The 20,572-nt window shown below is 63.6% G+C and carries 21 protein-coding genes; 4 read left to right on the forward strand and 17 right to left on the reverse strand.

Translation table 11 applies throughout. The features are described 5' to 3' along the window. Positions 1-41: 41 nt before the first annotated feature. The 3 genes from clpA to SO139_RS20850 all read right to left on the reverse strand — a co-directional run bounded on the left by clpA (position 42) and on the right by SO139_RS20850 (position 4,042). Positions 42-2,456: an ATP-dependent Clp protease ATP-binding subunit ClpA gene (gene clpA / locus SO139_RS20840; protein ID WP_449379963.1), complete on the reverse strand. Its 2,415-nt coding sequence runs from the start codon at positions 2,454-2,456 to the stop codon at positions 42-44. Between the two features lie 188 nt (positions 2,457-2,644). Then, positions 2,645-2,977, reverse strand: coding sequence for an ATP-dependent Clp protease adapter ClpS (gene clpS, locus SO139_RS20845; protein ID WP_027523020.1), 333 nt, complete (start codon positions 2,975-2,977; stop codon positions 2,645-2,647). Positions 2,978-3,703: 726 nt separating this feature from the next. Beyond that, positions 3,704-4,042 (reverse strand): phasin family protein, encoded by a 339-nt coding sequence (locus SO139_RS20850; RefSeq protein ID WP_027523022.1) that lies wholly within the window; start codon positions 4,040-4,042, stop codon positions 3,704-3,706. A gap of 437 nt (positions 4,043-4,479) precedes the next feature. On the opposite strand from SO139_RS20850, the gene SO139_RS20855 reads away from it, so the two are divergent. After that, the gene (locus SO139_RS20855; protein ID WP_449379962.1) at positions 4,480-6,300 is read left to right on the forward strand and encodes a serine hydrolase; all 1,821 of its coding nucleotides are present in this window, start codon (positions 4,480-4,482) and stop codon (positions 6,298-6,300) included. 241 nt (positions 6,301-6,541) lie between these two features. On the opposite strand, the gene SO139_RS20860 is transcribed toward SO139_RS20855, so the two are convergent. From SO139_RS20860 to SO139_RS20875, 4 genes are all read right to left on the reverse strand, one after another. Beyond that, positions 6,542-7,267, reverse strand: coding sequence for a DnaJ domain-containing protein (locus SO139_RS20860; protein WP_449379961.1), 726 nt, complete (start codon positions 7,265-7,267; stop codon positions 6,542-6,544). Positions 7,268-7,334: 67 nt separating this feature from the next. Then, entirely contained in the window at positions 7,335-8,090 is a 756-nt protein-coding gene (locus SO139_RS20865) for a vWA domain-containing protein (RefSeq protein WP_449379960.1), read from the reverse strand. 130 nt (positions 8,091-8,220) lie between these two features. Next, complete coding sequence (locus tag SO139_RS20870) at positions 8,221-9,081, reverse strand: alpha/beta fold hydrolase (RefSeq protein WP_449379959.1); 861 nt, start codon at positions 9,079-9,081, stop codon at positions 8,221-8,223. Positions 9,082-9,414: 333 nt separating this feature from the next. Next, the gene (locus SO139_RS20875) at positions 9,415-10,338 is read right to left on the reverse strand and encodes a division plane positioning ATPase MipZ (RefSeq protein WP_449379958.1); all 924 of its coding nucleotides are present in this window, start codon (positions 10,336-10,338) and stop codon (positions 9,415-9,417) included. A gap of 311 nt (positions 10,339-10,649) precedes the next feature. Between SO139_RS20875 and panC the strand changes: the two genes are divergently transcribed. After that, complete coding sequence (gene panC, locus SO139_RS20880; RefSeq protein WP_449379957.1) at positions 10,650-11,501, forward strand: pantoate--beta-alanine ligase; 852 nt, start codon at positions 10,650-10,652, stop codon at positions 11,499-11,501. 19 nt (positions 11,502-11,520) lie between these two features. Here the strand turns inward: panC and SO139_RS20885 are convergent, their stop codons facing one another. From SO139_RS20885 to SO139_RS20905, 5 genes are all read right to left on the reverse strand, one after another. Then, positions 11,521-11,961: a DUF1489 family protein gene (locus SO139_RS20885; RefSeq protein WP_449379956.1), complete on the reverse strand. Its 441-nt coding sequence runs from the start codon at positions 11,959-11,961 to the stop codon at positions 11,521-11,523. 41 nt (positions 11,962-12,002) lie between these two features. After that, the gene (locus SO139_RS20890; RefSeq protein ID WP_449379955.1) at positions 12,003-12,980 is read right to left on the reverse strand and encodes a hypothetical protein; all 978 of its coding nucleotides are present in this window, start codon (positions 12,978-12,980) and stop codon (positions 12,003-12,005) included. A gap of 147 nt (positions 12,981-13,127) precedes the next feature. Continuing rightward, on the reverse strand, positions 13,128-13,331 hold the full coding sequence (locus tag SO139_RS20895) for a hypothetical protein (RefSeq protein ID WP_156944292.1): 204 nt from the start codon (positions 13,329-13,331) through the stop codon (positions 13,128-13,130). A 196-nt stretch (positions 13,332-13,527) separates the two neighbouring features. Then, a complete protein-coding gene (locus SO139_RS20900; protein WP_449379954.1) occupies positions 13,528-13,896 on the reverse strand; it encodes a YidB family protein in 369 nt (122 codons plus the stop codon). Positions 13,897-14,013: 117 nt separating this feature from the next. Further along, positions 14,014-14,673, reverse strand: coding sequence for a glutathione S-transferase family protein (locus SO139_RS20905; RefSeq protein WP_449379953.1), 660 nt, complete (start codon positions 14,671-14,673; stop codon positions 14,014-14,016). 125 nt (positions 14,674-14,798) lie between these two features. Between SO139_RS20905 and SO139_RS20910 the strand changes: the two genes are divergently transcribed. Then, positions 14,799-15,497, forward strand: a complete 699-nt coding sequence (locus SO139_RS20910) for a DUF599 domain-containing protein (RefSeq protein WP_449379992.1) — start codon at positions 14,799-14,801, stop codon at positions 15,495-15,497. Between the two features lie 8 nt (positions 15,498-15,505). On the opposite strand, the gene SO139_RS20915 is transcribed toward SO139_RS20910, so the two are convergent. Beyond that, complete coding sequence (locus SO139_RS20915) at positions 15,506-15,715, reverse strand: hypothetical protein (RefSeq protein ID WP_449379952.1); 210 nt, start codon at positions 15,713-15,715, stop codon at positions 15,506-15,508. Positions 15,716-15,998: 283 nt separating this feature from the next. Here SO139_RS20915 and SO139_RS20920 point away from each other — a divergent pair, with 283 nt between their 5' ends. Then, on the forward strand, positions 15,999-17,516 hold the full coding sequence (locus SO139_RS20920; RefSeq protein WP_449379951.1) for a hypothetical protein: 1,518 nt from the start codon (positions 15,999-16,001) through the stop codon (positions 17,514-17,516). Between the two features lie 6 nt (positions 17,517-17,522). Here the strand turns inward: SO139_RS20920 and SO139_RS20925 are convergent, their stop codons facing one another. Genes SO139_RS20925 through SO139_RS20940 form a run of 4 tightly spaced genes read right to left on the reverse strand, consistent with a single transcriptional unit; the run spans position 17,523 to position 20,565 of the window. Beyond that, positions 17,523-18,248: an amino acid ABC transporter ATP-binding protein gene (locus SO139_RS20925; RefSeq protein ID WP_449379950.1), complete on the reverse strand. Its 726-nt coding sequence runs from the start codon at positions 18,246-18,248 to the stop codon at positions 17,523-17,525. Further along, entirely contained in the window at positions 18,245-18,994 is a 750-nt protein-coding gene (locus SO139_RS20930; protein WP_449379949.1) for an amino acid ABC transporter permease, read from the reverse strand. The genes SO139_RS20925 and SO139_RS20930 overlap by 4 nt, the downstream gene beginning before the upstream one ends. Beyond that, positions 18,991-19,704: an amino acid ABC transporter permease gene (locus tag SO139_RS20935; protein WP_498540536.1), complete on the reverse strand. Its 714-nt coding sequence runs from the start codon at positions 19,702-19,704 to the stop codon at positions 18,991-18,993. Before SO139_RS20935 ends, SO139_RS20930 begins: the two co-directional genes overlap by 4 nt. Positions 19,705-19,734: 30 nt before the next feature. Then, positions 19,735-20,565, reverse strand: coding sequence for an ABC transporter substrate-binding protein (locus SO139_RS20940; protein WP_449379947.1), 831 nt, complete (start codon positions 20,563-20,565; stop codon positions 19,735-19,737). Positions 20,566-20,572 lie beyond the last annotated feature (7 nt).

The raw sequence follows: 20,572 nt of genomic DNA on the forward strand, positions 1-20,572 counted from the left end.
CGGCTCTTCAGCCGGCCTTTTTCAATTCATGACGCTCCCGATCAAACCTTGACCAGCGGCCCCTTGGAGGTCGGCCCCTTGGAGGGGCCGCCGGGACCGCCCGGCTTGGACTTGCCTGACGGCGGGCGCTTGCGGGTGCCGGGCAGCTTCTCCTGCTTCGGCGTGACCGGGCCCTCGACGAACTCGAAGCCAATCTTGTCCTTCTCGGCGTCGGCCTCGTCCTTGACCAGCACGACGCGGACATGGCCGCCGCCCTTGAGCTTGCCGAACAGGACCTCGTCGGCGAGCGGCTTCTTGATGTGCTCCTGGATCACGCGGGCCATCGGCCGCGCGCCCATCTGCTCGTCATAGCCGTGCTTGATCAGCCAGGCCTTGGCCTCCTCGGAGAGCTCGATCGTGACGTCGCGGTCGCCGAGCTGGGCCTCGAGCTGGAGCACGAACTTCTCCACCACCATGCCGATCACATCGGCATTGAGATGGGCGAAGGAGACGATGGCGTCGAGACGATTGCGGAACTCCGGCGCGAACTGCCGGTTGATCGCCTCGTGGTCGTCGCCTTCCCGCTTGGAGCGGGTGAAGCCGAAGGCCTGCCTGGCAAGGTCGGCCGCGCCGGCATTCGTGGTCATGATCAGGATCACGTTGCGGAAGTTGACCTGCTTGCCATTGTGATCGGTGAGCCGGCCGTGGTCCATGATCTGGAGCAGCACGTTGTAGAGATCGGGGTGCGCCTTCTCGATCTCGTCGAGCAACACCACGCAATGCGGATGCTGGTCGACGCCGTCGGTGAGCAGACCGCCCTGGTCGAAGCCGACATAGCCGGGAGGCGCGCCGATCAGGCGCGACACGGTGTGCCGCTCCATGTATTCGGACATATCGAAGCGCAACAGCTCGACGCCGAGGCTGGAGGCAAGCTGCTTTGCGACTTCGGTCTTGCCGACGCCTGTGGGCCCTGAGAACAGGTAGCAGCCGATCGGCTTCTCCGGTTCGCGCAGGCCGGCACGCGCCAGCTTGATCGAGGCGGACAGCGACTCGATCGCCTTGTCCTGCCCGAACACGACGCGTTTCAAGGTCTGCTCGAGATGCTTGAGCACCTCGGCATCGTCCTTCGACACGCTCTTCGGTGGGATCCGCGCCATCGAGGCGATCGTGGTCTCGATCTCCTTGATGCCGATCGTCTTCTTGCGCTTGTTCTCGGCAACCAGCATCTGCGCCGCACCGGATTCGTCGATCACGTCGATCGCCTTGTCCGGCAGCTTGCGGTCGTGGATGTAGCGCGAGGAGAGCTGCACCGCGGCCTCAATGGCCTCGTTGGTGTATTTCAGCCGGTGGTAGTCCTCGAAGTACGGCTTCAGCCCCTTGAGGATCGCGATCGCGTCCTCAACCGTCGGCTCGTTGATGTCGATCTTCTGGAAGCGCCGCACCAGCGCGCGGTCCTTCTCGAAATGCTGACGGTATTCCTTGTAGGTGGTCGAGCCCATGCAGCGGATAGTGCCCGAGGCGAGTGCCGGCTTGAGCAGGTTCGAGGCGTCCATCGCGCCGCCCGACGTCGCACCCGCACCGATCACGGTGTGGATCTCGTCGATGAACAGGATGGCGTTGGGATGCGCCTCGAGCTCCTTCAGCACCTGCTTCAGGCGTTCCTCGAAGTCGCCGCGATAGCGCGTGCCGGCGAGCAGCGTGCCCATGTCGAGCGAGAACACGGTTGCCGCCGCCAGAACCTCCGGCACCTCGCTGTCGACGATGCGCTTTGCAAGGCCTTCCGCGATCGCGGTCTTGCCGACACCGGCCTCGCCCACGAACAACGGGTTGTTCTTCTGCCGGCGGCAGAGCACCTGGATGGCGCGGTTGATCTCGGAATTGCGGCCGATCACCGGATCGATCTTGCCGTCGCGCGCCTTCTTGTTGAGATTGACGCAGTAGGTCTCGAGCGCCTCGCCTTTTTTCTTGGAGTCCTCGTTGCCCTTTGTCTCGGTTTCCTCGTCGACGCCGCGAACGGGGCGCGCCTCCGAGACGCCCGGCCGCTTGGCGATGCCGTGGCTGATGTAGTTGACCGCGTCGTAGCGCGTCATGTCCTGCTCTTGCAGGAAATACGCGGCGTGGCTCTCGCGCTCGGCGAAGATCGCGATCAGAACGTTCGCACCGGTCACTTCCTCACGACCGGATGACTGCACGTGAATCACGGCGCGCTGGATCACGCGCTGGAAACCGGCCGTCGGCTTGGCGTCGTCGGCTCCGTCCGTCACCAGATTTTCGAATTCGGTCTCAAGATAGTTGACGAGACTGGTGCGCAGCTTGTCGAGATCGACGCTGCAGGCCCGCATGACGGCTGCTGCGTCGGAGTCATCGATCAGCGACAGCAGCAGATGTTCGAGCGTCGCGTATTGGTGGTGACGCTCATTTGCGATCGCCAGCGCACGATGCAGGGATTGTTCAAGGCTTTGAGAAAAAGTCGGCATTCGCGTCCTCTGTGGCCCCCACCATCATGATCGCCATCGCCCGGTCAGGCAACAACAACCTTTGTCACATATAGTTATACAAGATCGCGGCGAAAGAGCGGTTCCGCGACACAGGACTCATGCGCGGTATTTTCGATGCAAAACCCGTTCCGATTTGGGCGGAGGTGACCCCAGGACTCGGGAGGCGCCTACTTCTTTTCCATCACGCATTGCAGCGGGTGCTGGTGCTTGCGGGCAAAATCCATCACCTGTGTGACCTTGGTCTCGGCGATCTCGTAGGTGAAGACGCCGCATTCGCCGATGCCATGATGGTGGACATGCAGCATGATCTTGGTCGCTGCCTCGATGTCCTTGTTGAAGAACTTCTCCAGCACGAGAACCACGAACTCCATCGGAGTGTAGTCGTCGTTCAGGATCAGCACCCGGTAAAGGTTGGGTCGCTTGGTCTTGGGCTTGACCTTGGTGATGACCGAGGTGCTCGGGCCGGACGGACCATTAGAACGGTTCTCGTCATTGCTCATCCGCGGAGCATAGGCGACGGCTGACGTGGGCAGATCGAGGCTGGAAGTTAGTTGCGGCATGGCACAGGCGTTCAAAATCCCCACGGAAGCGTATGGCAGCCCGCCGCGCTGCTCCGTCGTCGGAGCCTCGCATAGGCGAGCCGTCTTGTTCGATCGCCGCTCCCGACCGGTCCGGTCCTCACCGGAACGGCATCAAGGAATATGGGCCTGCCCCCGACCCGCCGCAAGCGTGCAAAGGCTCGACCAATGCGGCCGCAGCGGTCCCGATTCCCGGTCACTGGCGATCCTGACCAAGGTTAATCAATCCGGACCCATTTGACAAAAAAATCCGATCGGCAGGAACCCGGCGTGAATCCCCTGGCGGCCGCGGACCGAACACACCTCCGGTTTTCTACGGTCGAATTAACCAGCCCGCTCTTCACCGACAAAGCACCTCGCTGGCGATGTCATGAACCGCAGCGATCATCAAGCCAGTGTGCGCAAGCAACAGCTCGACGGTTTCGACAATTCCAGTCGACGACGATCCGACACCGTTCTGCGGGACTGCGCGAGCAGCTCGGCAAGTTCTGCATGCTGACCAGCTCGCCTCAGATTGTGACGACCTTCAACACGATCGATACCGCGCTCAGCAAGCTCAGGGTCTCGCAATAGCCCACGCGAACCCACCCACGAAAAAAGCCCGGCTGAACCAGCCGGGCTCTTCCGATTCCAAGACTTGACGAAGTGTTAGTGAGCGGCCGGGGTGAACTTCGAGACGATGGTCTCGACCGGCTTGAACGCCTGCTTGGCGAGGTCGTTGTAGAGGCCGGCGATCTTCTGCGATTCCGCAACGAAGGTCTCGTAGGCGGAGCGTGCGAAATCGGTCTGCGCTTCCAGCGCCTTGTCCAGCGACTTCACGCCGGAAAGCTTCTCAACGAAGGACTTGGTGTCCTCGAACGACTTCTTGGTGTAGTCGCCATAGGCGCTGGCGATCGCCTGGAGGCCGTGCTGCACCGAGCTCGCAGAGGCGACGCACTGCTCGAACTGCTCTTTCCCGTAGTTCTGAAAGTCTTCAACCTTGAACATCATGGAATCCTTTTTTCCCTGGCTCTCGTCCGGAAGCCTTAGATTTCTCAAGCCTTGGATATCTCAAGTCTTGGTTCTCTCCTTGGGGCCGCCTGACGCTGCCCACAAATAGTGCAACGCACAAAAAAGTCAAGAATCTTTGTGCGACGCACAATAATACGTGCAACTTGAGATGATTCCCGGATATCTACGCAAGGGTTCCTTAAGCTTTTGGAAACCGGCCGCCCCTACCCTGATTCCCTGGACGTGTTCAGCTTCCGACAGGCGGTCAAAAGCCGTTTGCGAACATCGCCTTAGCCAGAACAGCGGTTTGAGCCTCGATTGCCGGCGATGAGCGCCGGCGGATTGGCGGCTTAAGCAGGTCATGGTCCCGGATCTGGAGGGCACAATTTTGCCTAACGAACCGGTGATCAAGTCAGAAACGGGGACGGGGTTTCATGCTTCGTAAGAACTGGTCATCCTCGCGCTTGGCGCGGGCTGGGGTTTTCGGGCTTCTTACAGTCACCACCGCAGTCATCTTCACGACCGATGCTGCCGAGGCGCGGCGCCATCGCGGCAGGCATTATGCGCACCGCGTGCATCGCGACTCCGGCGAGAGCTATAGCCCGCAATTCGCCTCGATCATCGTCGACGGCAATTCCGGCACGACGCTGCAAGCGACGAGCCCCGACGGGATTCGTCACCCCGCTTCGCTCACCAAGATCATGACACTCTATTTGCTGTTCGAGCGTCTGGAGTCCGGCAAGGTCAAGCTCGACACCGAGATGCCCGTATCCGAACACGCTGCCGACCAGGATCCCACCAAGCTGGGCTTGCGCCCCGGCCAGACCATCCGGGTCGAGGACGCGATCAAGGGCCTCGTCACCCGTTCCGCCAACGACGCCGCGGTCGTCATCGCCGAATATATCGGCGGCACCGAGGACGATTTCGCCCAGATGATGACGCGCAAGGCGCGTGCGCTCGGCATGTCCAGGACGGTCTATCGCAACGCCTCGGGCCTTCCCAACGACGAACAGAACACGACGGCGCGCGACCAGGCCACGCTTGGCCGTGCGATCCAGGATCGCTTCCCGCGCTACTATCGCTACTTCTCGACCACGGCGTTCAATTTCCGCGGCCGGACGATCACGGGCCACAATCACCTGCTCGGCAGTGTCGAGGGCGTCGACGGCATCAAGACCGGCTATACCCGCGCCTCCGGCTTCAATCTCGTCAGCTCGATTCACCGCGGCAACCACTTCCTGGTCGGCGTGGTCCTGGGCGGCCGCAGCGGCGGCTCACGCGACGCCATCATGCGCAACCTGCTCGCAGAGAACCTCGAGAAGGGCGCCAGCAGCCGCACCGTGGCCGCCATCACCGAGCGCAATGGCGCCGACACCAGCACCGACGTCGCCGATGCCTCCGACACGCCAGCGCGTGCAGCACCGCAGGCCCAGGCCGCCGCAGCCCCCGCCCCCGAAGCGCCCGCGCCGCGCCCCGCCTCACGCCTCGCCACTCTTGCGGCCGCTACCGCGGCCATGCCGCCGGCCGCCAAGCCGGAGCCCAAGGTAGTCGAATCCAAGGTCGAACCCGCGCCGTTGACCAATGGCGTGATCTCGAGCCAGCCGCTCTCGATCATTCCGGGCTCCTCCGAACCCATGAAGCCGGTCAAGGTAAAGACGGTTCAGGTCAAGGCCGGCGCCGTGAAGATCGCCTCCGCGGCCCCGTCGCAGCCGGCACCGCCGATCACCAACACGATCTCCAGCGCGCGTGCCGAAGTCGCGGAAACCTCCGGCGCCGTCGTCGCCAAGGCTGACGTCGTCAACAAGCCGGAGGTCATCGCCAAGCCTGAAGTCGCCCGCAGCGAGTTGCCGCCGCAGCCGCCGGGCTTTGGCACCGGCAACGGCATCCTCGGCGTCCTGCCGGCCTCCAGCGCCGCGGCCCCCGCGCCTGCGCCTGCCGCAAAACTCGCCTCGGCCGAGCCGGCCCCGCAGCCGATCCAGACGAGCGCAACGACCAAGCCGGTCGCCGCGCATAGTGGCTGGATCGTGCAGGTCGGCGCGCTGGAAAGCGAGAACGAGGCGCAGCAGCGCATCGAAGCCGCCCGCAGTTCGGCCCGCGGCCTGCTCAGCAAGGCCGATCCGTTCACCGAGGTCGTCGCCAAGGACAATCGCAAGCTGTTCCGCGCCCGCTTTGCCGGGCTCGAGCGCGACCAGGCGGAGGCCGTCTGCCGCACGCTGAAGCGTGCCGACATCTCCTGCATCACCGTCCGCAACTGACGCCCACCAAATCGATCCGATCCCGATGCCCGCGCCTGGTGCGCGGGCATTGTCGTTTCAGGCAAGTCGTTTGAGACAAGCGCGAAGACTGTTTCGCAACAACCTCTCGTCAACGATTTACGGTTAAGATTTCGCTCAAGGAATCGACCACGCTGACAATGGCGGGCGACATCGGGGCGACGGCAGGCAGAGCAATACGGAGCTGACGCGGTACGGGCGTTTGTAGCGTTAGTTGCCGGAGTTAGCCGTTATGCGTGCGAAGCAGAGTATCCTTGGCCTCGTTTACCCGAGCAGCGAGATACGTCGAGCCCCCCTGGTCGGGATGCAGTTTCTTCATCAAGGTCTTGTGGGCCCGGCCGATCTCCTCGCGCCCCGCTCCCGGCTGCAGGCCAAGGATCTGATAGGCTTCCTCCGCCGTCATTTTGCCGCTCGGCGCCGCGCGACCCTGCCGCCCTGCCGCATCTCCCTGCGCGTTCTGACGCCAGGCGGGAAACCGGCGGTCAAGATAGCTTTCGAGTAGCGCGACGCTCTCCGCGTCGAAGGCGGGGCACATCGCAAGCAGCGCGGCAAGATCGAACTCGTCAAGCGAACGCCCGGCATAAGACCCGGCGACGATCTCGCCCGCAAGCTGGCCGGATTCGTGGTCCAGCCGCATGTCCAGAAATTGCGAGCGGACGCGCGAGGTCTGCCCAGGCGAGCGCGGCGCGCCGCCGAACAGCCCGCCGATATTGCCGAAGGTCGAGTTCGCGAGCGGCGTCCAGCCGAGCAGGCCGGCACCGAAGATGCCGAGCGGGATCGCGACCGCCAGTTCGCCCCGCAGGCCCGTGAAGGCAGCAACCGCCAGCGCCACGACCCCGCCGCCGACCTTGATGGCGCGCGCAAGCACCGCCGGATTGGCGGAACGGAACATCTGCAACAGCAGGTACAGGGTAACGACGGCGACAGCGCCTGCGATCAGGGTCGGCATGATCGGAATATAGTCGCCTTGGTCACAAAAAGCATGCGGGCCGGTTTCGACGCGGACGGCTAGCGCCTCACTTCATCTGCCCGATCAGCTTCGCCGCGCCGCTCGTCGTCTTGGCCAGCCTGAGCAGCGCCTCGCGGCCGCCGGCGGCGTAGGCCGCTGCCGCGCGCAAGAGCTCGCGCAGTTGCGCCGCCGCGCCCGGATCGAACCTGCACCACGCTCCGCCGGTCAGCCGTGCGATCTCGCGGAACGCCTGCTCGGCGGTCGCATCATGACCTTCCTGAAACACGAAGACCGGAACCTTGAGCATGCCGAGCTCGCCCGCCTTGGCACAGAGCTCGTCGACCTTCTCCTCCATGGCATCGCCGACGAAAACCACCGCGCGTACGCCGGAGGATGCCGCTTCGCGCCGTGCCTCCGAAAGCACCCGGCCGATCTGGGTGTCGCCGCCGCGGCAATCGATCTTGCTCATCAGGCGCGCGAGCTTGGTGCTGTCGGAGATCCATCCTGTCGCACGACACTCGTTGAAGCCACGGTAGTAGACGAGGCGGATATCGAGGCTGCCGAGCGCTGCCGCCTCGCGGAACATGTCGGCCTGGAGCGCACAGGCCATGTCCCAGGTCGGCTGCCGGCTCATCGTAGCGTCGAGCGCGAAAATCAACCGGCCCTTCGCACCGGGCGCATGCGGCGACATCGCGCGTGCCTTGGCGACGAAGGCCGCGATGTCGTCGCTGGTGGAGGTCTTTGCCTGCGGCAACCTCTCGTCGGCCTCGGCCCGCGCCGACACGGCATCGCCGCTGCGTGGTTTGGTCGGTTCGCCGGACATCCCTGCTCGCACACTAGACTACATCACCAATATGTGGCGAGCGCGCCATGATCGGTCAATGTGCAAAGGCCCCCGCGGCGGTCAGCAGCGGAGGCCCGGCAGGGCGAAAGTTCGGAGGTCGACGGAAGCGTCAGCTCTTGGAAGGTGCCATCAGCGCGACCGGGCCCGGCTCGAGCACCTTGGGCGGCGCGTTGAGGGTGTCGACGGGCGCCACTTCGCTGTCGGTGTCCGCCAGGAACTTGTCGAGCATGCCCTGGATCGAGTTCTTCGCGTCATCCGGTCCGGTGTCGCGCATGTCGTTATGCTGGAAGTCGGTCTTCACGACGGTGATGCCCGCCTTCTCGCACTCCTCGTCTGTCGGAAGCACGCCAGGATCGGTCTTGAACTGCGGATCCTTCGAGCGGAACGACAGGATCTTGAACTTGCCGGCGGTGACGAAGGGTACGCGCAGATTGTCGAGCGTCACGACCTTCTTGACCTCGTCCGGATACTGCTTGGCGAAATACATGGTGATGTCGCCGCCCATGGAATGGCCGACCATCGTCACCCTGGAATAGTTGGCGTTGGGCTGGACGGTCTTCATGTCATGCAGCGCCAGATGGATGTTGGCCACACCGCGCAGAATTTGCGGCAGGCGGCCGACATAGAGTTCGCCCGGCTTGGTCACCATCGGCGGATCGGTCGGCAGGTCATGCTGCGGGCTCACCACGAGATAGCCACGCATCGCAAAGACGTTGGCGAGGAAGCCATACTCGGTGTTCTTGACGGTGTTGCCGTGGTTGATCACGGCGACCGGCAGCGTGATCAAGCCGCTATCCGCCTGCATTTCGCGGTCACGACGAACGGCGACATCAACCGGCACCGGGCGGTTGTCGCGCGAGGCATCATAGAAGGTGATGGTCTCGTGCTTGATGGCCCACTTCGCCATCGTGAAATAGGCGACGCCTGCAAGGGCGGTGACGGAAACCAGAACGGCAATTCCACGCTTCATCTTCGTCCTCAGCCTCACGCTCAGGCTCTTCTGGCCTGAACTCCCGTTTGAAATTGTATTGCTTGAAGGCTCTTGGGCCCCTTGTCGGTTATTCCTTAATATATGTCACAGCGTCGTGACGGGAAGACCAAAAATTGTGAACCGGCAGCTCTTTCATTGTGCGCCGCACTCGTTTTCTGAGCACGGTATTCCAAGACCACTACGTCAGGTACTATTATCCCTCTGACGCAACCTGTCTGCGCCAGGTTCAATCGCAGATGGTCCCGCCGGTTCCCGTGGAACCCGGGCGCCGATCAAATATCTTTGGTGGAAGTAGCTTCGTACCGCGCCCGGTCAGGCACCGACGATGTCGTGAAGCTCGAGCGGCTTGTCGACCTGGCTGAACCATTCGGCGCGATTGGCGGCGCGGCGGCGGCCGCGCTCGTCGAGCGGCAGCTTGAGCTGGCGGAGCAGGCTCGTCACCTCCTCGCGGGCGGTGACGTGGCCGAGATTGGGCCGCATGCCGAGGGTCGCTTCGTCGATATCGTCGAGGGCGGTCAGGCCGCGCGGGAAAAATTCGCGGTAGACGACGCGCTCGGCAAAGCCGTCGACATAGCGGAAGCCGAGCCGCAGTGACAATTCCTTCAACCCGTCGGCGACGAGCTGCTTGTTGCGTGAGCCCAGCATCGACAGGCGGTTGCGCACGACGATCCAGTCGGTGGTCGAGCCATCGAGCTGGCGGCGCTTGCGCCTGACGTCGCGGACCATCTCGGCATAATGACTCTCGCCGGTCACCGCATAGTTGGCGGGATCGACGGTGCCGAGCACGTCAAAGTCGAGGAAGCTGTCGTTGATCGGGGTGACCAGGGTATCCGCCATCGAGTGCGCGAGCCGCATCAGGTAGCTGTCGGTTCCGGGCGTATCGATGACGATGAAATCGAAGTTGCTCTCGACCGCCGCGACCGCCTCCATGAACTGGAGGAACTCGGAGTTTTCGTTGTCGGCGATCTGCATGGTCTCGCCGAGTTTGATGCAACGATGCACCGGCAACTCGAGGGCGAGGCCGGTACGGCGCCCCCAGGCGGAACGGTTGTTGATGTAACGGGTAAAGCTCTGCTGGCGGCAGTCGAGGTCGATGGTGGCGACGCGTTGGCCGGCCTTCAGCAGCGCGACCGCGATGTGCAGGGCCGTGGTGGATTTCCCAGAGCCACCCTTCTCGTTGCCGAGCACGACAACATGCGCCGAGCCCAATTGGCCTTGGCTAGCCTGCACAAGCATGTAGGAATCCTCAACGCCCCTAACAAATATCTTCAAGTTGACCGGGTCTGCGGTCAAGTGAAATGCGCGACAGGAAATGCAAATCGCAACGCGCGTTTCTTAATCATGAATCGCGCACGTGTTTCGCGTCCATGATCCAGCCCACGCACCCGCGAAACATTCTCTGACTCCTGCACGTGCATGGCGTCCACCCGTGCCGCTTGTTAAGGTTAGCCCTGTCTCGCGGAACGCCGCTCCCGCGGCTACGACTTCAGCAAAGAATCCAGAAGCCGAGAATCCAGAAGCCAAGACTCCAACAGCCAAGAGTCCCGATGCCACGAAGTCCCCTGATCGCCCGCACGGTCCCTGCCCTGCGGCGCAGCCTCGACGTTTTTCACAAGCGCAAGGCCACGGTCGCGCTGGTGCCGACGATGGGCGCGCTCCATGACGGGCATATGTCCCTGGTGCGCCTCGCCAAGCGACGCGCGAACAGGGTGGTCGTGTCGATCTTCGTCAATCCGACGCAGTTCGCGCCGACTGAGGACTTCGGCGCCTATCCGCGCACCTGGAAAGCCGACATTGCAATGCTCGCGGCGGAAAACGTCGACCTCGTCTGGCACCCGACGGTCGAGGCCATGTATCGGGAGGGCTTTGGGACCCGCATCGTGCCGGAAGGACCGGCGCTCGCGGGGCTCGAGGACCGTTTCCGTCCGCACTTCTTTGGCGGCGTAGCCACCGTCGTCGCCAAGCTGTTCACGCAGTGCCGACCGGACGTCGCGATCTTCGGCGAGAAGGACTTTCAGCAATTGCGGGTGGTCACGCAGATGGCCGGGGATCTCGACCTCGGCGTCAAGGTGGTTGGCTCGCGCACGGTGCGCGAGCGCGACGGGCTCGCGATGTCCTCGCGCAACGTCTATCTGTCGGCCGAGGAGCGCAAGCTCGCCCCCACCCTCTACCGTGCCATGAAGGAGAGCGCTGGGCGGATCCGCGCCGGCGAAGCGATCGCGCCGGTGATGGCCGATGGCGCCGGCATGATCGAAAAGTCCGGCTTTGCGCTCGACTATTTTGAAGCGCGCCATGCCGAGACGCTGGCGCCGGCCACCTCGCGCATGGACGGGCCGCTGCGCATCCTGGTGGCGGCGCGGCTCGGCACCACCCGCCTGATCGACAATATCCCGGTGTAGGACGCGTTTTGGCGGCGTCTCAGAGCAAGCCGAGATCGCGCAACTCGCGCCGCATCGGCTCGGGCATCGCCGCGATGGTTCCGGCGGCGGCCTTGCCGAGATCGGGCGGCACGGCATCTTCCGTCAGATAGCGCCAGCCCTGGAACGGCCGCATCGGCCGCGGCGACACCGCGAACACCTTGGGCTGCATCACGATGCGGCAGCGCCCGATGCCGTCCTTGTCGCGGAACGGCTCGATACCGATGATCTTTTCGCGTGCGGCGATCTCGCCCTTGATCACCCAGTAAAGGGAGCCACCCGAGAGGATTTCATCGCCGCGCTTGGGCACCATGCGGGTGACGTGGATATGGCGTTGCGGCAGGCCCTCCTTCTTGGCGGTCTGCATCCGCTCGGCGATCCACTCCTTCAATTCCTTGACGGAGTCGCAGCCGACGGCGAGCTTGATCAGATGTAATGGCATGGCCCAGCATTAGCGGGCCGGCCGCGCCTTTGAAAGCCGAACTAATTGTTATCCGCAGCCGCGGGAGCAGCCGGAGCTGGCGCGGGCTGAGTTGGCGGCGCGATTTGAACCGGCGCGGGCGCAGGCGCACGCGCAGCCTTCGGAGCAGGCGGCTTCTTCGCAGCCGGAGGCGGTGCCGAAGCTTGCGCCGAACTCGCCGCAGCAGGCGCGCGCGGCGCAGCCGGCGCTGCAGCGGTTCCCGACGGCGCCGGCCGGGTGCCCGGCTCCGGCGCCATGATGCTGACCGCCGGCGTCGATGCGGCGCTCGGGAACTCCGCATTGGTCGGCTTGCCAGTCGGCATTGAAGGCGGCAGCGCGGCGACCGCACCCGGCATCGCCGCCACCGGCGTGTTCCAGCTGGATGCGTAGCGCGCGACCAGCCCCTCATAGAGATGGGCGTCCATGTTGGCGGCGACCTGTTGCTGATCCGTCAGCGAACGGAACGCGGCACAGTCGAATTGCGTGCAGCCGTCGCGGGCGACAAGCACTTGCGCAACGAGGCCATAGCGGTCGTGCTCGATGGCCCGCCGCAACGCCTTGAGCTCCGGGGGCAGGTTCTTGCCGGCGGTAGCGGCATCGCCGAGCGCCGTGAGCCGGCTGATCTGGGCCGCAGTGTAGGAGACGGCGGCGGCGACCGCTTCAGGCGAGCCGAACAGCGCCTTCTCGCAGGCCGCCAGAACGGTGTCGCCCGCGAGATCGTCGATGCAGGACAGCGCGGGCAACGCGGCGGTCATTCCGGGCCGCGCGCGGGTTTCGCTCGCGGCTCCTTCTCCGCTCGGTGCATAGGCGCGAATGGTCGCCGCGACCGCTATGCCGATCCCGAGCAGCGTGATCACGGTCAGCGCACCGTTCGCAACCGATCGCTCGGCGCGCAGCAACGTGATCAGAAGGATCAAGCCGAAGAAGCCGGCGGCCGCCAGTGTCAGCCACATCGGAAAGCCCGCTGAGCGCCAGATTTCGTCGGCCCATGCCCAGTTCATGCGCGACGTCCCCTCACGCGAGCCGAGATCAAATTCGGTGATGGCAACTGCCCGCGAAACGACTGCAGCCCGCTCATCATGTTGACTTGAACCGGGCCGTCTGACGGCGGGTCGACATCCAATTCGTCATCACACCCTTGCGTATCGTCACGACAGGGCGAGCTGGCTTTCCTTGGCAACCCGTTCGAAGGCTTCGGTCGAGCTCTTGATCCGATACTGACAATCGTCGCCCTCGGTCGGCAGCAGACGGATGACCTCGTAGGTGCCGCTGGCAGCCGGGCGCGCGATATTGCTGGCCGTGAACAGGACGCGCGCGCCCACGGGGAATTTGTGCTTCAACACCCTCTCCATCACTCAAACAACGCCTGCCGCGCCCACGTGTCCCGCTGCGGCGGCCGGCCAGAAGCCCGGCGCGGTGTATAGCACGCGGCCGGCCTTCTTGGCCAGCGCTATGCCACTATGGCGAATGTGTGATTTTTGTAATCTTTTCAGCACGATAGCGGGCAGACCGCCCGCCAATGGTACCGTCTGGAACCCGCCAACCGCGTCAGGCGCCGTGGGGCAGCTTTCCGTCGGGGCTCGCATTATCCACAGCCTTGGGCAGCTCCTGGGCCAGGATCTGGCTGATCTGGTCCACCGGGATGTTGTAGCGCGCGGCAAGCTGTCTGACCGTGTCGTTGCCGAGCACCTGACGGAGCTGGTCGGCCGAGATCGGCAGGTTCTGGCCATTGCCGAGCCACGACTTGACCTGGTCTCCGAAGCCCGCCTGCTCGAGCTTGGCGACGATGGCGCCCAAGCCGCCCTGGTTGTTGCTGCCCAGCACCTCGTTGAGCACGGCCGGCAGCACCGCTGAGCCAAGCTGGCCGAGCGCGCTGCGGAATGCGGGATTGTTCTCAAGCGCGTCGAAGATTCCCATGGCCCGTCTCCCCTTGCGCCCGATGCGCATTTCCCATTGCCGATTGAGCGCCGCCGGCCGGCCTGCCGTCAAGCCGCGCCCAATCACATTCCTGTCTGCGCGCCGATCCCGCCCCGCCTACGCGGTTTCGAACTTCTCGATGACCAGCGTTTCGGCAAGGCCGTCCCGCGTCCATTCCTGGAATGCGGGCTGCGCCAGCATGGTGTCCATATAGGCGCGCGTCTGCGGCGCAACCTCGATCGCATAGGTGCGGAAGCGATGCACCACCGGCGCATACATCGCGTCCGCCGCGCCGAAGCGGCCGAACAGGAACGGTCCGCCCGCGCCATAGCGCTCGCGGCACTGCTGCCAGATCTCCTGCACGCGCGCGACATTGGCTTGCGCGTCCGCCGACAGCGTCACGGGACGTACCGGCCGATGCAGGTTCATGCCGCATTCGCCGCGCAGCGCCATGAAACCGGAATGCATCTCGGCGCACACCGAACGGGCATGCGCGCGCGCCGCGGCGTCGTCGGGCCAAAGCTTCTTCTCCGGAAAGCGCTCGGCGATGTATTCGATGATGCTGAGCGAATCCCACACCGTGACGTCGCCGTCGACCAGCACCGGCACCTTGCCGGCGCGGCTGAAGGAGATGATGCGTTGCTTGTCCGCGGGATTGTCGGTGTAGAGCGGGATCACGACCTCCTCGAACGGGATGTCGTTGGCGCGCAGCGCGAGCCAGGGCCGCATCGACCATGACGAGTAGTTCTTGTTGCCGATCGCGAGCTTCAGCGCCATGTGACTGGTCCTTCTCAAATGCTGGTCCATCAAGCCGCTGCTTTTAACGCCATCGCCTGCACGCAATCAATCGTTGCCGCAGCGGAACATGCATGGCAATCCTGCGCGCCAACGAGGGGATCACAATGAGCGGATACTGGGTCGACATCGCCGCCGTCGGCTTTTTCGTGCTGGAATGGCTGGTTTATGCCATCACGCTGGAGCACTCGTCCTATGGCCGCGACAGCCTGTCGGCGCGCATGAATCGCTACCGCGAGGTCTGGGTGCGCCGACTGCTCGACCGCGAGGCGCGCATGGTCGACATGCAGATCATGGCCTCGCTCCAGAACGGCACCGCCTTCTTCGCCTCCACCAGCCTGTTCGCGATCGGTGGCGCACTGGCGCTCTTGCGAGCGACCAACGACGCGCTCGCGATTCTGAGCAAGCTGCCGATCGATCTCAGCCCCTCGCCCGCGCTGTGGGAGCTGAAATGCGTCGGCCTCGTCCTGATCTGCGTCTACGCCTTCTTCAAGTTCGCCTGGGCCTATCGTCTGTTCAACTATGTCGCGATCCTGTTCGGCGGCATGCCACCGGCCTCGCAGCGCGACACACCGGCGGCCGAAGCGCATGTCCTGCGCACCTCCCGCCTGTTCGAATCGGCCGGCAGGCACTTCAACCGCGGCCAGCGCGCCTTCTTCTTCGCGCTCGGCTATCTCGGCTGGTTCATCAGCCCCTGGGTGCTCTTCGTGACGACGGCGGCGGTGGTGATCGTGACGTGGCGGCGGCAGTTCGCATCCAGCGCGTGGGCGGCAATGGCGCCGGACGAGGCGTCCGCGCAGGGCTAGATTGGTCGTCATGACGAGGCGATCAGTTGCTCCAACCTTTGCCCACATACAGCTGTCATGCCCGGCTTGACCGGGGCATCCAGTACGCCGCGGCCTATCGATTCAATCACGCCCGTCTCGGAGTACTGGATCGCCCGGTCAAGCCGGGCCATGACATCGAGAATTTGGCGCGCGCGTGCCCCAATCTCGTCATTGCGAGGAGCGAAGCGACGAAGCAATCCAGAATCCCGCCGCGGAAAGACTCTGGCTTGCTTCGTGCGCTCGCAATGACGGAGTGCGGGCGGCTTGCGATCTCCTCCAACTCGCATTTCGAATTGTGGACGCCTGCTCGTCGTCAGCGGACCGATGATCATAGATATTGACGTGGGATACTTTCCCACATATGTCTCCCGTCGCGAATTCGGACGGTAGCCGGCGCGCATGCATCCTTTCCTATGGCCGGCATCGGCACACACTGCGGTGAGGCCGCGGCAATACAAGCACATCGGCTGCGCAGGCGTCTTGGCAGCGACAATTGCAGTTGTCGCTGCCGCCCTGTCCGTTCGGCTGAATTCGTTTCCCGGCCTGCACGGCGACGAAGCCTGGGTGGGGCTGCGTGCGTTCGAGCAACAGGCGCGCGGGATGTTCACCCTCCGGGGCATGAATGGCTACACGGGATCGCTCTTCCCCGAGATCGTGACGATGAGCTTCTCGATCATCTCACCCGGCGTCGGCAGCCTGCGGCTGGCGGGCGTCGTTCTGAACAGTCTCGCCCTCGGCCTCTCTGCTGTTGCTCTTTGGAGACGAGGAGGAGCAGCAATCTACTTCGTGCTGCTGATGGGTTCCTCGCTCCTGTTCCTCTTCTACAGTCGTGTCGCCTGGGAAGTGAACGCATTGCAGAACCTTCTGCTCGCAATCGTGCTCCTGACGCTCCCGCATGTGGCGGAGCCAGGTCGAGGCCGACCGAAGTGGCTCTTCCTTCTTCTCCTTACCTTCTCGCTGGGATGCTGGAGTCACGCGATCTTTGCGGCTGCCGCGCTGTCCTTTGCCGCGGCGGCAACGTTCGTCGCGCTCAAATGGCCGGGTGAAAGCAGTGCGAGGCTGCTGCTGATCGGGCAGTTGAACCTGCTTGTTCAATTCGTGCTGTCCGCAAGATATTTCGTTGGCGACGGCAGCTTCTCGAGCCGGGTGCTACCAGCGATGCTGGTGGGCCTCGCTTTCCTCGCGCTCGCAACACATGCCTATCTTCGCCTGGAATGCCGCCTTCTTCCACACGCGCTGAGGGCGATCACCGATCGGCGCGTCGCAAGCTGCGTCGATCCCATGCTTGCCGGCTTCGTGGTGCTCTCGCTGGCGGCTTCACCGATCGGCGATGTCAGCTTTTTCGGGACGGCATCGGGCGTGATCCTGCTCGAGCGCGTCGTCTCCTACCTGCCCGGTCCGATCGAGATGACCGCGCTACACGCGCGCATGGCGCTGCTTCTCGCAATATTCGCGGCGATCGCGCTCGGAGCGTTCCGCGGCAAACGGAACGGACCCGAGCAACTGATCCTGCCGCTCTTCGTCTTGTGGACGATCGCCTATTTCCCCGCGCTGCGGCTCTCGATCGCCAGCGTTGCCGATCGATACTACATCATACCGCAGTTCCTTCTCTTCGTTTCGATAGCCTTGGGCCTCGACAGCTTTCGCGCGACCTGGCGGATCCTCGTCATATCGTTGCTGCTGGTCGCCTTCGCCGCCGCGCAAGTCACGGCGTTCCGCGAAGCCCTTCGCGAAAATGACCGGACGCCCTTCGAGCTGTTCAACTATGCCGGCTACACCGACACCTCTCGCCATTTCATGAAGCTGGGTGTCCTCACGGATTACCTGAAGTCGCGGAGCTATTGCCGGGTCGAGTCGTCCAGTTTCTTCATCGCCCAGCCCATGCGCTTCCTGATGGCGGTGGATCGGCCCTGCACCGGCGCCGACACTGTGCGGGTGGAGTATTGTGCAACGTGTCTCGCGCCGGTTCCGGGATTTGCGGTGCAGTTGCAGAAGTAGCCACCCTCAGTGCCTGAGGTCGGAGAGAAAGCGTTTGACCCGCTCGTGCTTCGGTGCCGCAAAGAACTCCTTGGGAGATGCATCCTCGATCAACACGCTCTTGTCGAGGAACCAGATGCGGTCCGCCACCTCACGCGCGAAGCCCATCTCGTGCGTCACGCACATCATGGTCATGCCGGAGTGAGCGAGATTCTTCATGACCGCCAACACCTCGCCCACCATCTCCGGATCGAGCGCGCTGGTCGGCTCGTCGAAAAGCAGGACGGGAGGGTCCATGGCGAGTGCGCGCGCGATGGCGACGCGCTGGCTCTGCCCGCCAGAGAGCTGGTCGGGATAGGCATCGGCCTTCTCTGCCAAACCGACCCGCGACAACAGATCGCGCGCTCGATCCTCCGCTTTTCCCCGGTCGATCTTGCGGATTTTCACCGGTGCGAGCGTGATGTTCTCCAGCACGCTCATGTGCGGGAACAGGTTGAACTGCTGGAAGACGAAACCGATCCCGCTGCGGAGCAGATCAATGTCTACGCCCTTCGCGTGCACGTCCTGGCCGTTGACGACGATGCGTCCGCCTTGGATCGGCTCCAGGCGGTTGATGGTTCGGATCAGCGTGGTCTTGCCCGAGCCGGACGGACCGCAGAGTACGACGACCTCGCCCTTCCCAACGTTGGCATTGATGCCGGCAAGGCACTTGTGTGCGCCATACCACTTGTCGACATTCTCGAATGTGATCATGGCAGGGACTCCGTGGCGAGCGCCTCGTCGAGGCCGGTCTGAGGCTTTGCTGCATTGACCCGTTGCAGCCTGCGACGCAGCATGCGGCGCTCCATGAGGCGGGCCGTCTGCGTCAACGCAAAGCAGAGAAGAAAATAGGTCACCGCAAGAATCGAGAAGACCTGGACGGGCTTTGTGAGCAGCGCGTTGTTGACTTGAGCGGCCGCAAAGGTGAACTCGTTCATGCTGATGACGTAGCCAAGCGAAGTGTCCTTGATCAGCGACACGAACTGGCTGAGCAGGCTCGGCAGCGCGTTGTGCAGGGCCTGGGGCAGGATCACATAGGCCATCGTGCGACGGGCGCCCAACCCGAGCGAGCGAGCCGCTTCGGTCTGGCCGACTGGCAAAGCCAGGATGGCGGAGCGGATGATTTCGGCCAGGTAGGCGCTCTCATAGATCACGAGAGCGCCGATCAACGTCACGAAGCCCGGAATCGCATGACCGATCAGCATCGGCAGCGCGAAATAGCTCCAGAAGATCACCATGAGGACGGGCGTACCCCGCACCACCTGGATGACCACGGTCGCCGCGAGAGATAGCGCGCGAACTGAGCTGAGCCGGGCCAGTGCAAGGCCGAGCGCGCAGGGGAAAGCCAAAACCAGTCCCGCGATCGCGACGATCACGGTCATCGCGAGCCCGCCGAACGGGCCGTTGGGATATTGTCCAACCAGGAACAGAAGCCAGTTGTCGCGGATGATGCCAATCATGGCACGGCCCCCGTCCGCTTCCCGAGACGCGTACGCCTCTCCAGGTACTCGCCAAGCCCCGTGATCAGGAGCGAGATCGCGATGTAAATCCCGGTCGCCACCAGGAACGACTCGAAGGTGCGGAAGGTGTCGCTCTCGATCTGCCTGACCTGATAGGTCAGCTCGTGCACGCCGATCGCCATGGCGAGGCTGGTGTTCTTGAACAACAGCAGCGAATAGTTGACGAGCGGCGGAATCGCGACCCGCAAGGCCTGCGGGATAACGATATAGCGCATCGTGCCGAGATAGCCGAAACCGAGCACCCGCCCCGCTTCGTATTGCGTCTTCGGAATGGCGCGGAGTCCGGTTCGCAGCGCCTCCGACATGTAGGCAGCGAAGCAGAAGGACAGCGCGAAGAAGGCCAGGATGAATTCGCTGTTGCGCTCATTCAGCCAGATGCGGGCGTCCTCCGGTAGCAGCTCCGGAACCGCGAAATACCAGAACATCACCTGGACCAGCAGCGGGATGTTCTGGTGGACTTCCACGTATGCGGCAACGAGCCATTCGGCGTCCTTGAAGCCGGCCGAGCGCACGAGAACGAGGCCGATCGCTACGAGGAAGGCCAGGCACCACGCACAAACCGCCAGCTCAAGTGTGGTGATCAGACCCCCGAGCAGCCATTCCAGGTGTTGCCCGCTGAGCACCGGCCTGAAATCGAGCGAAAGGGTCATGGATCGTCCCCCGATGTGGCGGCCCGGCTATCAGCTCTTGGGGTCGAGGACCGGACTGCGCACCGTTTCGTCGAGACGGAAGGTGCGTTCAAGCTTGTAGGGACTATCCTTGCCGAGCCATTTGGCGAAGATGGCAGCGCCCTCACCCGAAGCTTCGAGCTTCTTGAGGGTGTCGTTGACGGCCGCGAGGAAGCCCGGCTCGTTCTTGCGCACGCCAAGCCCCCAGAATTCGACTGCAACAGGCTGCTTCAGCAATTCGAGGCCACCTGCCTGTTGCTGGAACTTCACCAGGCCAAGCTCACCGAGCGCCATGGCCTGAACCTTCGATTGCTCGAGCGCCAGGAAGGCGCTCGGCGGATCCTGGAACGTGAGGATCGTCGCACTGGGCAACAGGGTACGAACGTATTTCTCCGAGGTCGATCCCTTCGGAGCGCTGACCTTCTTGTCCTTGAGCTGGTCGAGCGACGAGATGCCGCTCGACGACTTCACCATCAGCATCTGGCGGCTGACGAACGAAACAAGGCTGTAGTCGATCAGCTGGGCACGCTCATCCAGATAGCCGAGAGCCGCCGAGAGAATATCGACCCGCCCCTGGGTGAGCTCGGGAATGCGCGCCTCCACCGCCAGGAGTTTCAGCTCCAGCTTTACACCGAGTTGCTTCGCGACTGCCTGGCACAGGTCAACCTCGTACCCCACCGTCTCGCGGGTCTTGGGGTCCTGGAAGCTGAAGGGCTCGAAGGTGCCTAGCGTGCCGCAAATGAGCGTGCCGCGCTGCTTGATATCGGCGAGCTGATCTGCGCGGGCGGCGGCGGTCATGCCGATCGAAAGGCCAAATGAAAGGACGATGGCTAAGGCTTTCATTGCGACG

It is taken from the genome of Bradyrhizobium sp. UFLA05-89, from assembly GCF_059803475.1.

Coding starts and splice junctions, on each gene's coding strand:
- SO139_RS20890 (WP_449379955.1), bottom strand. CDS start 12,980: ATGAACTGGGCATGGGCCGACGAAATCTGGCGCTCAGCGGGCTTTCCG.
- clpA (WP_449379963.1), bottom strand. CDS start 2,456: ATGCCGACTTTTTCTCAAAGCCTTGAACAATCCCTGCATCGTGCGCTG.
- SO139_RS20935 (WP_498540536.1), bottom strand. CDS start 19,704: ATGACCCTTTCGCTCGATTTCAGGCCGGTGCTCAGCGGGCAACACCTG.
- clpS (WP_027523020.1), bottom strand. CDS start 2,977: ATGAGCAATGACGAGAACCGTTCTAATGGTCCGTCCGGCCCGAGCACC.
- SO139_RS20860 (WP_449379961.1), bottom strand. CDS start 7,267: ATGCCGACCCTGATCGCAGGCGCTGTCGCCGTCGTTACCCTGTACCTG.
- SO139_RS20855 (WP_449379962.1), top strand. CDS start 4,480: ATGCTTCGTAAGAACTGGTCATCCTCGCGCTTGGCGCGGGCTGGGGTT.
- SO139_RS20905 (WP_449379953.1), bottom strand. CDS start 14,673: ATGGCGCTGAAGCTCGCGATCGGCAACAAGAACTACTCGTCATGGTCG.
- SO139_RS20925 (WP_449379950.1), bottom strand. CDS start 18,248: ATGATCACATTCGAGAATGTCGACAAGTGGTATGGCGCACACAAGTGC.
- SO139_RS20895 (WP_156944292.1), bottom strand. CDS start 13,331: ATGGAGAGGGTGTTGAAGCACAAATTCCCCGTGGGCGCGCGCGTCCTG.
- SO139_RS20875 (WP_449379958.1), bottom strand. CDS start 10,338: ATGCTTGTGCAGGCTAGCCAAGGCCAATTGGGCTCGGCGCATGTTGTC.
- SO139_RS20850 (WP_027523022.1), bottom strand. CDS start 4,042: ATGTTCAAGGTTGAAGACTTTCAGAACTACGGGAAAGAGCAGTTCGAG.
- SO139_RS20900 (WP_449379954.1), bottom strand. CDS start 13,896: ATGGGAATCTTCGACGCGCTTGAGAACAATCCCGCATTCCGCAGCGCG.
- SO139_RS20910 (WP_449379992.1), top strand. CDS start 14,799: ATGAGCGGATACTGGGTCGACATCGCCGCCGTCGGCTTTTTCGTGCTG.
- SO139_RS20930 (WP_449379949.1), bottom strand. CDS start 18,994: ATGATTGGCATCATCCGCGACAACTGGCTTCTGTTCCTGGTTGGACAA.
- SO139_RS20940 (WP_449379947.1), bottom strand. CDS start 20,565: ATGAAAGCCTTAGCCATCGTCCTTTCATTTGGCCTTTCGATCGGCATG.
- SO139_RS20865 (WP_449379960.1), bottom strand. CDS start 8,090: ATGTCCGGCGAACCGACCAAACCACGCAGCGGCGATGCCGTGTCGGCG.
- SO139_RS20885 (WP_449379956.1), bottom strand. CDS start 11,961: ATGCCATTACATCTGATCAAGCTCGCCGTCGGCTGCGACTCCGTCAAG.
- SO139_RS20870 (WP_449379959.1), bottom strand. CDS start 9,081: ATGAAGCGTGGAATTGCCGTTCTGGTTTCCGTCACCGCCCTTGCAGGC.
- panC (WP_449379957.1), top strand. CDS start 10,650: ATGCCACGAAGTCCCCTGATCGCCCGCACGGTCCCTGCCCTGCGGCGC.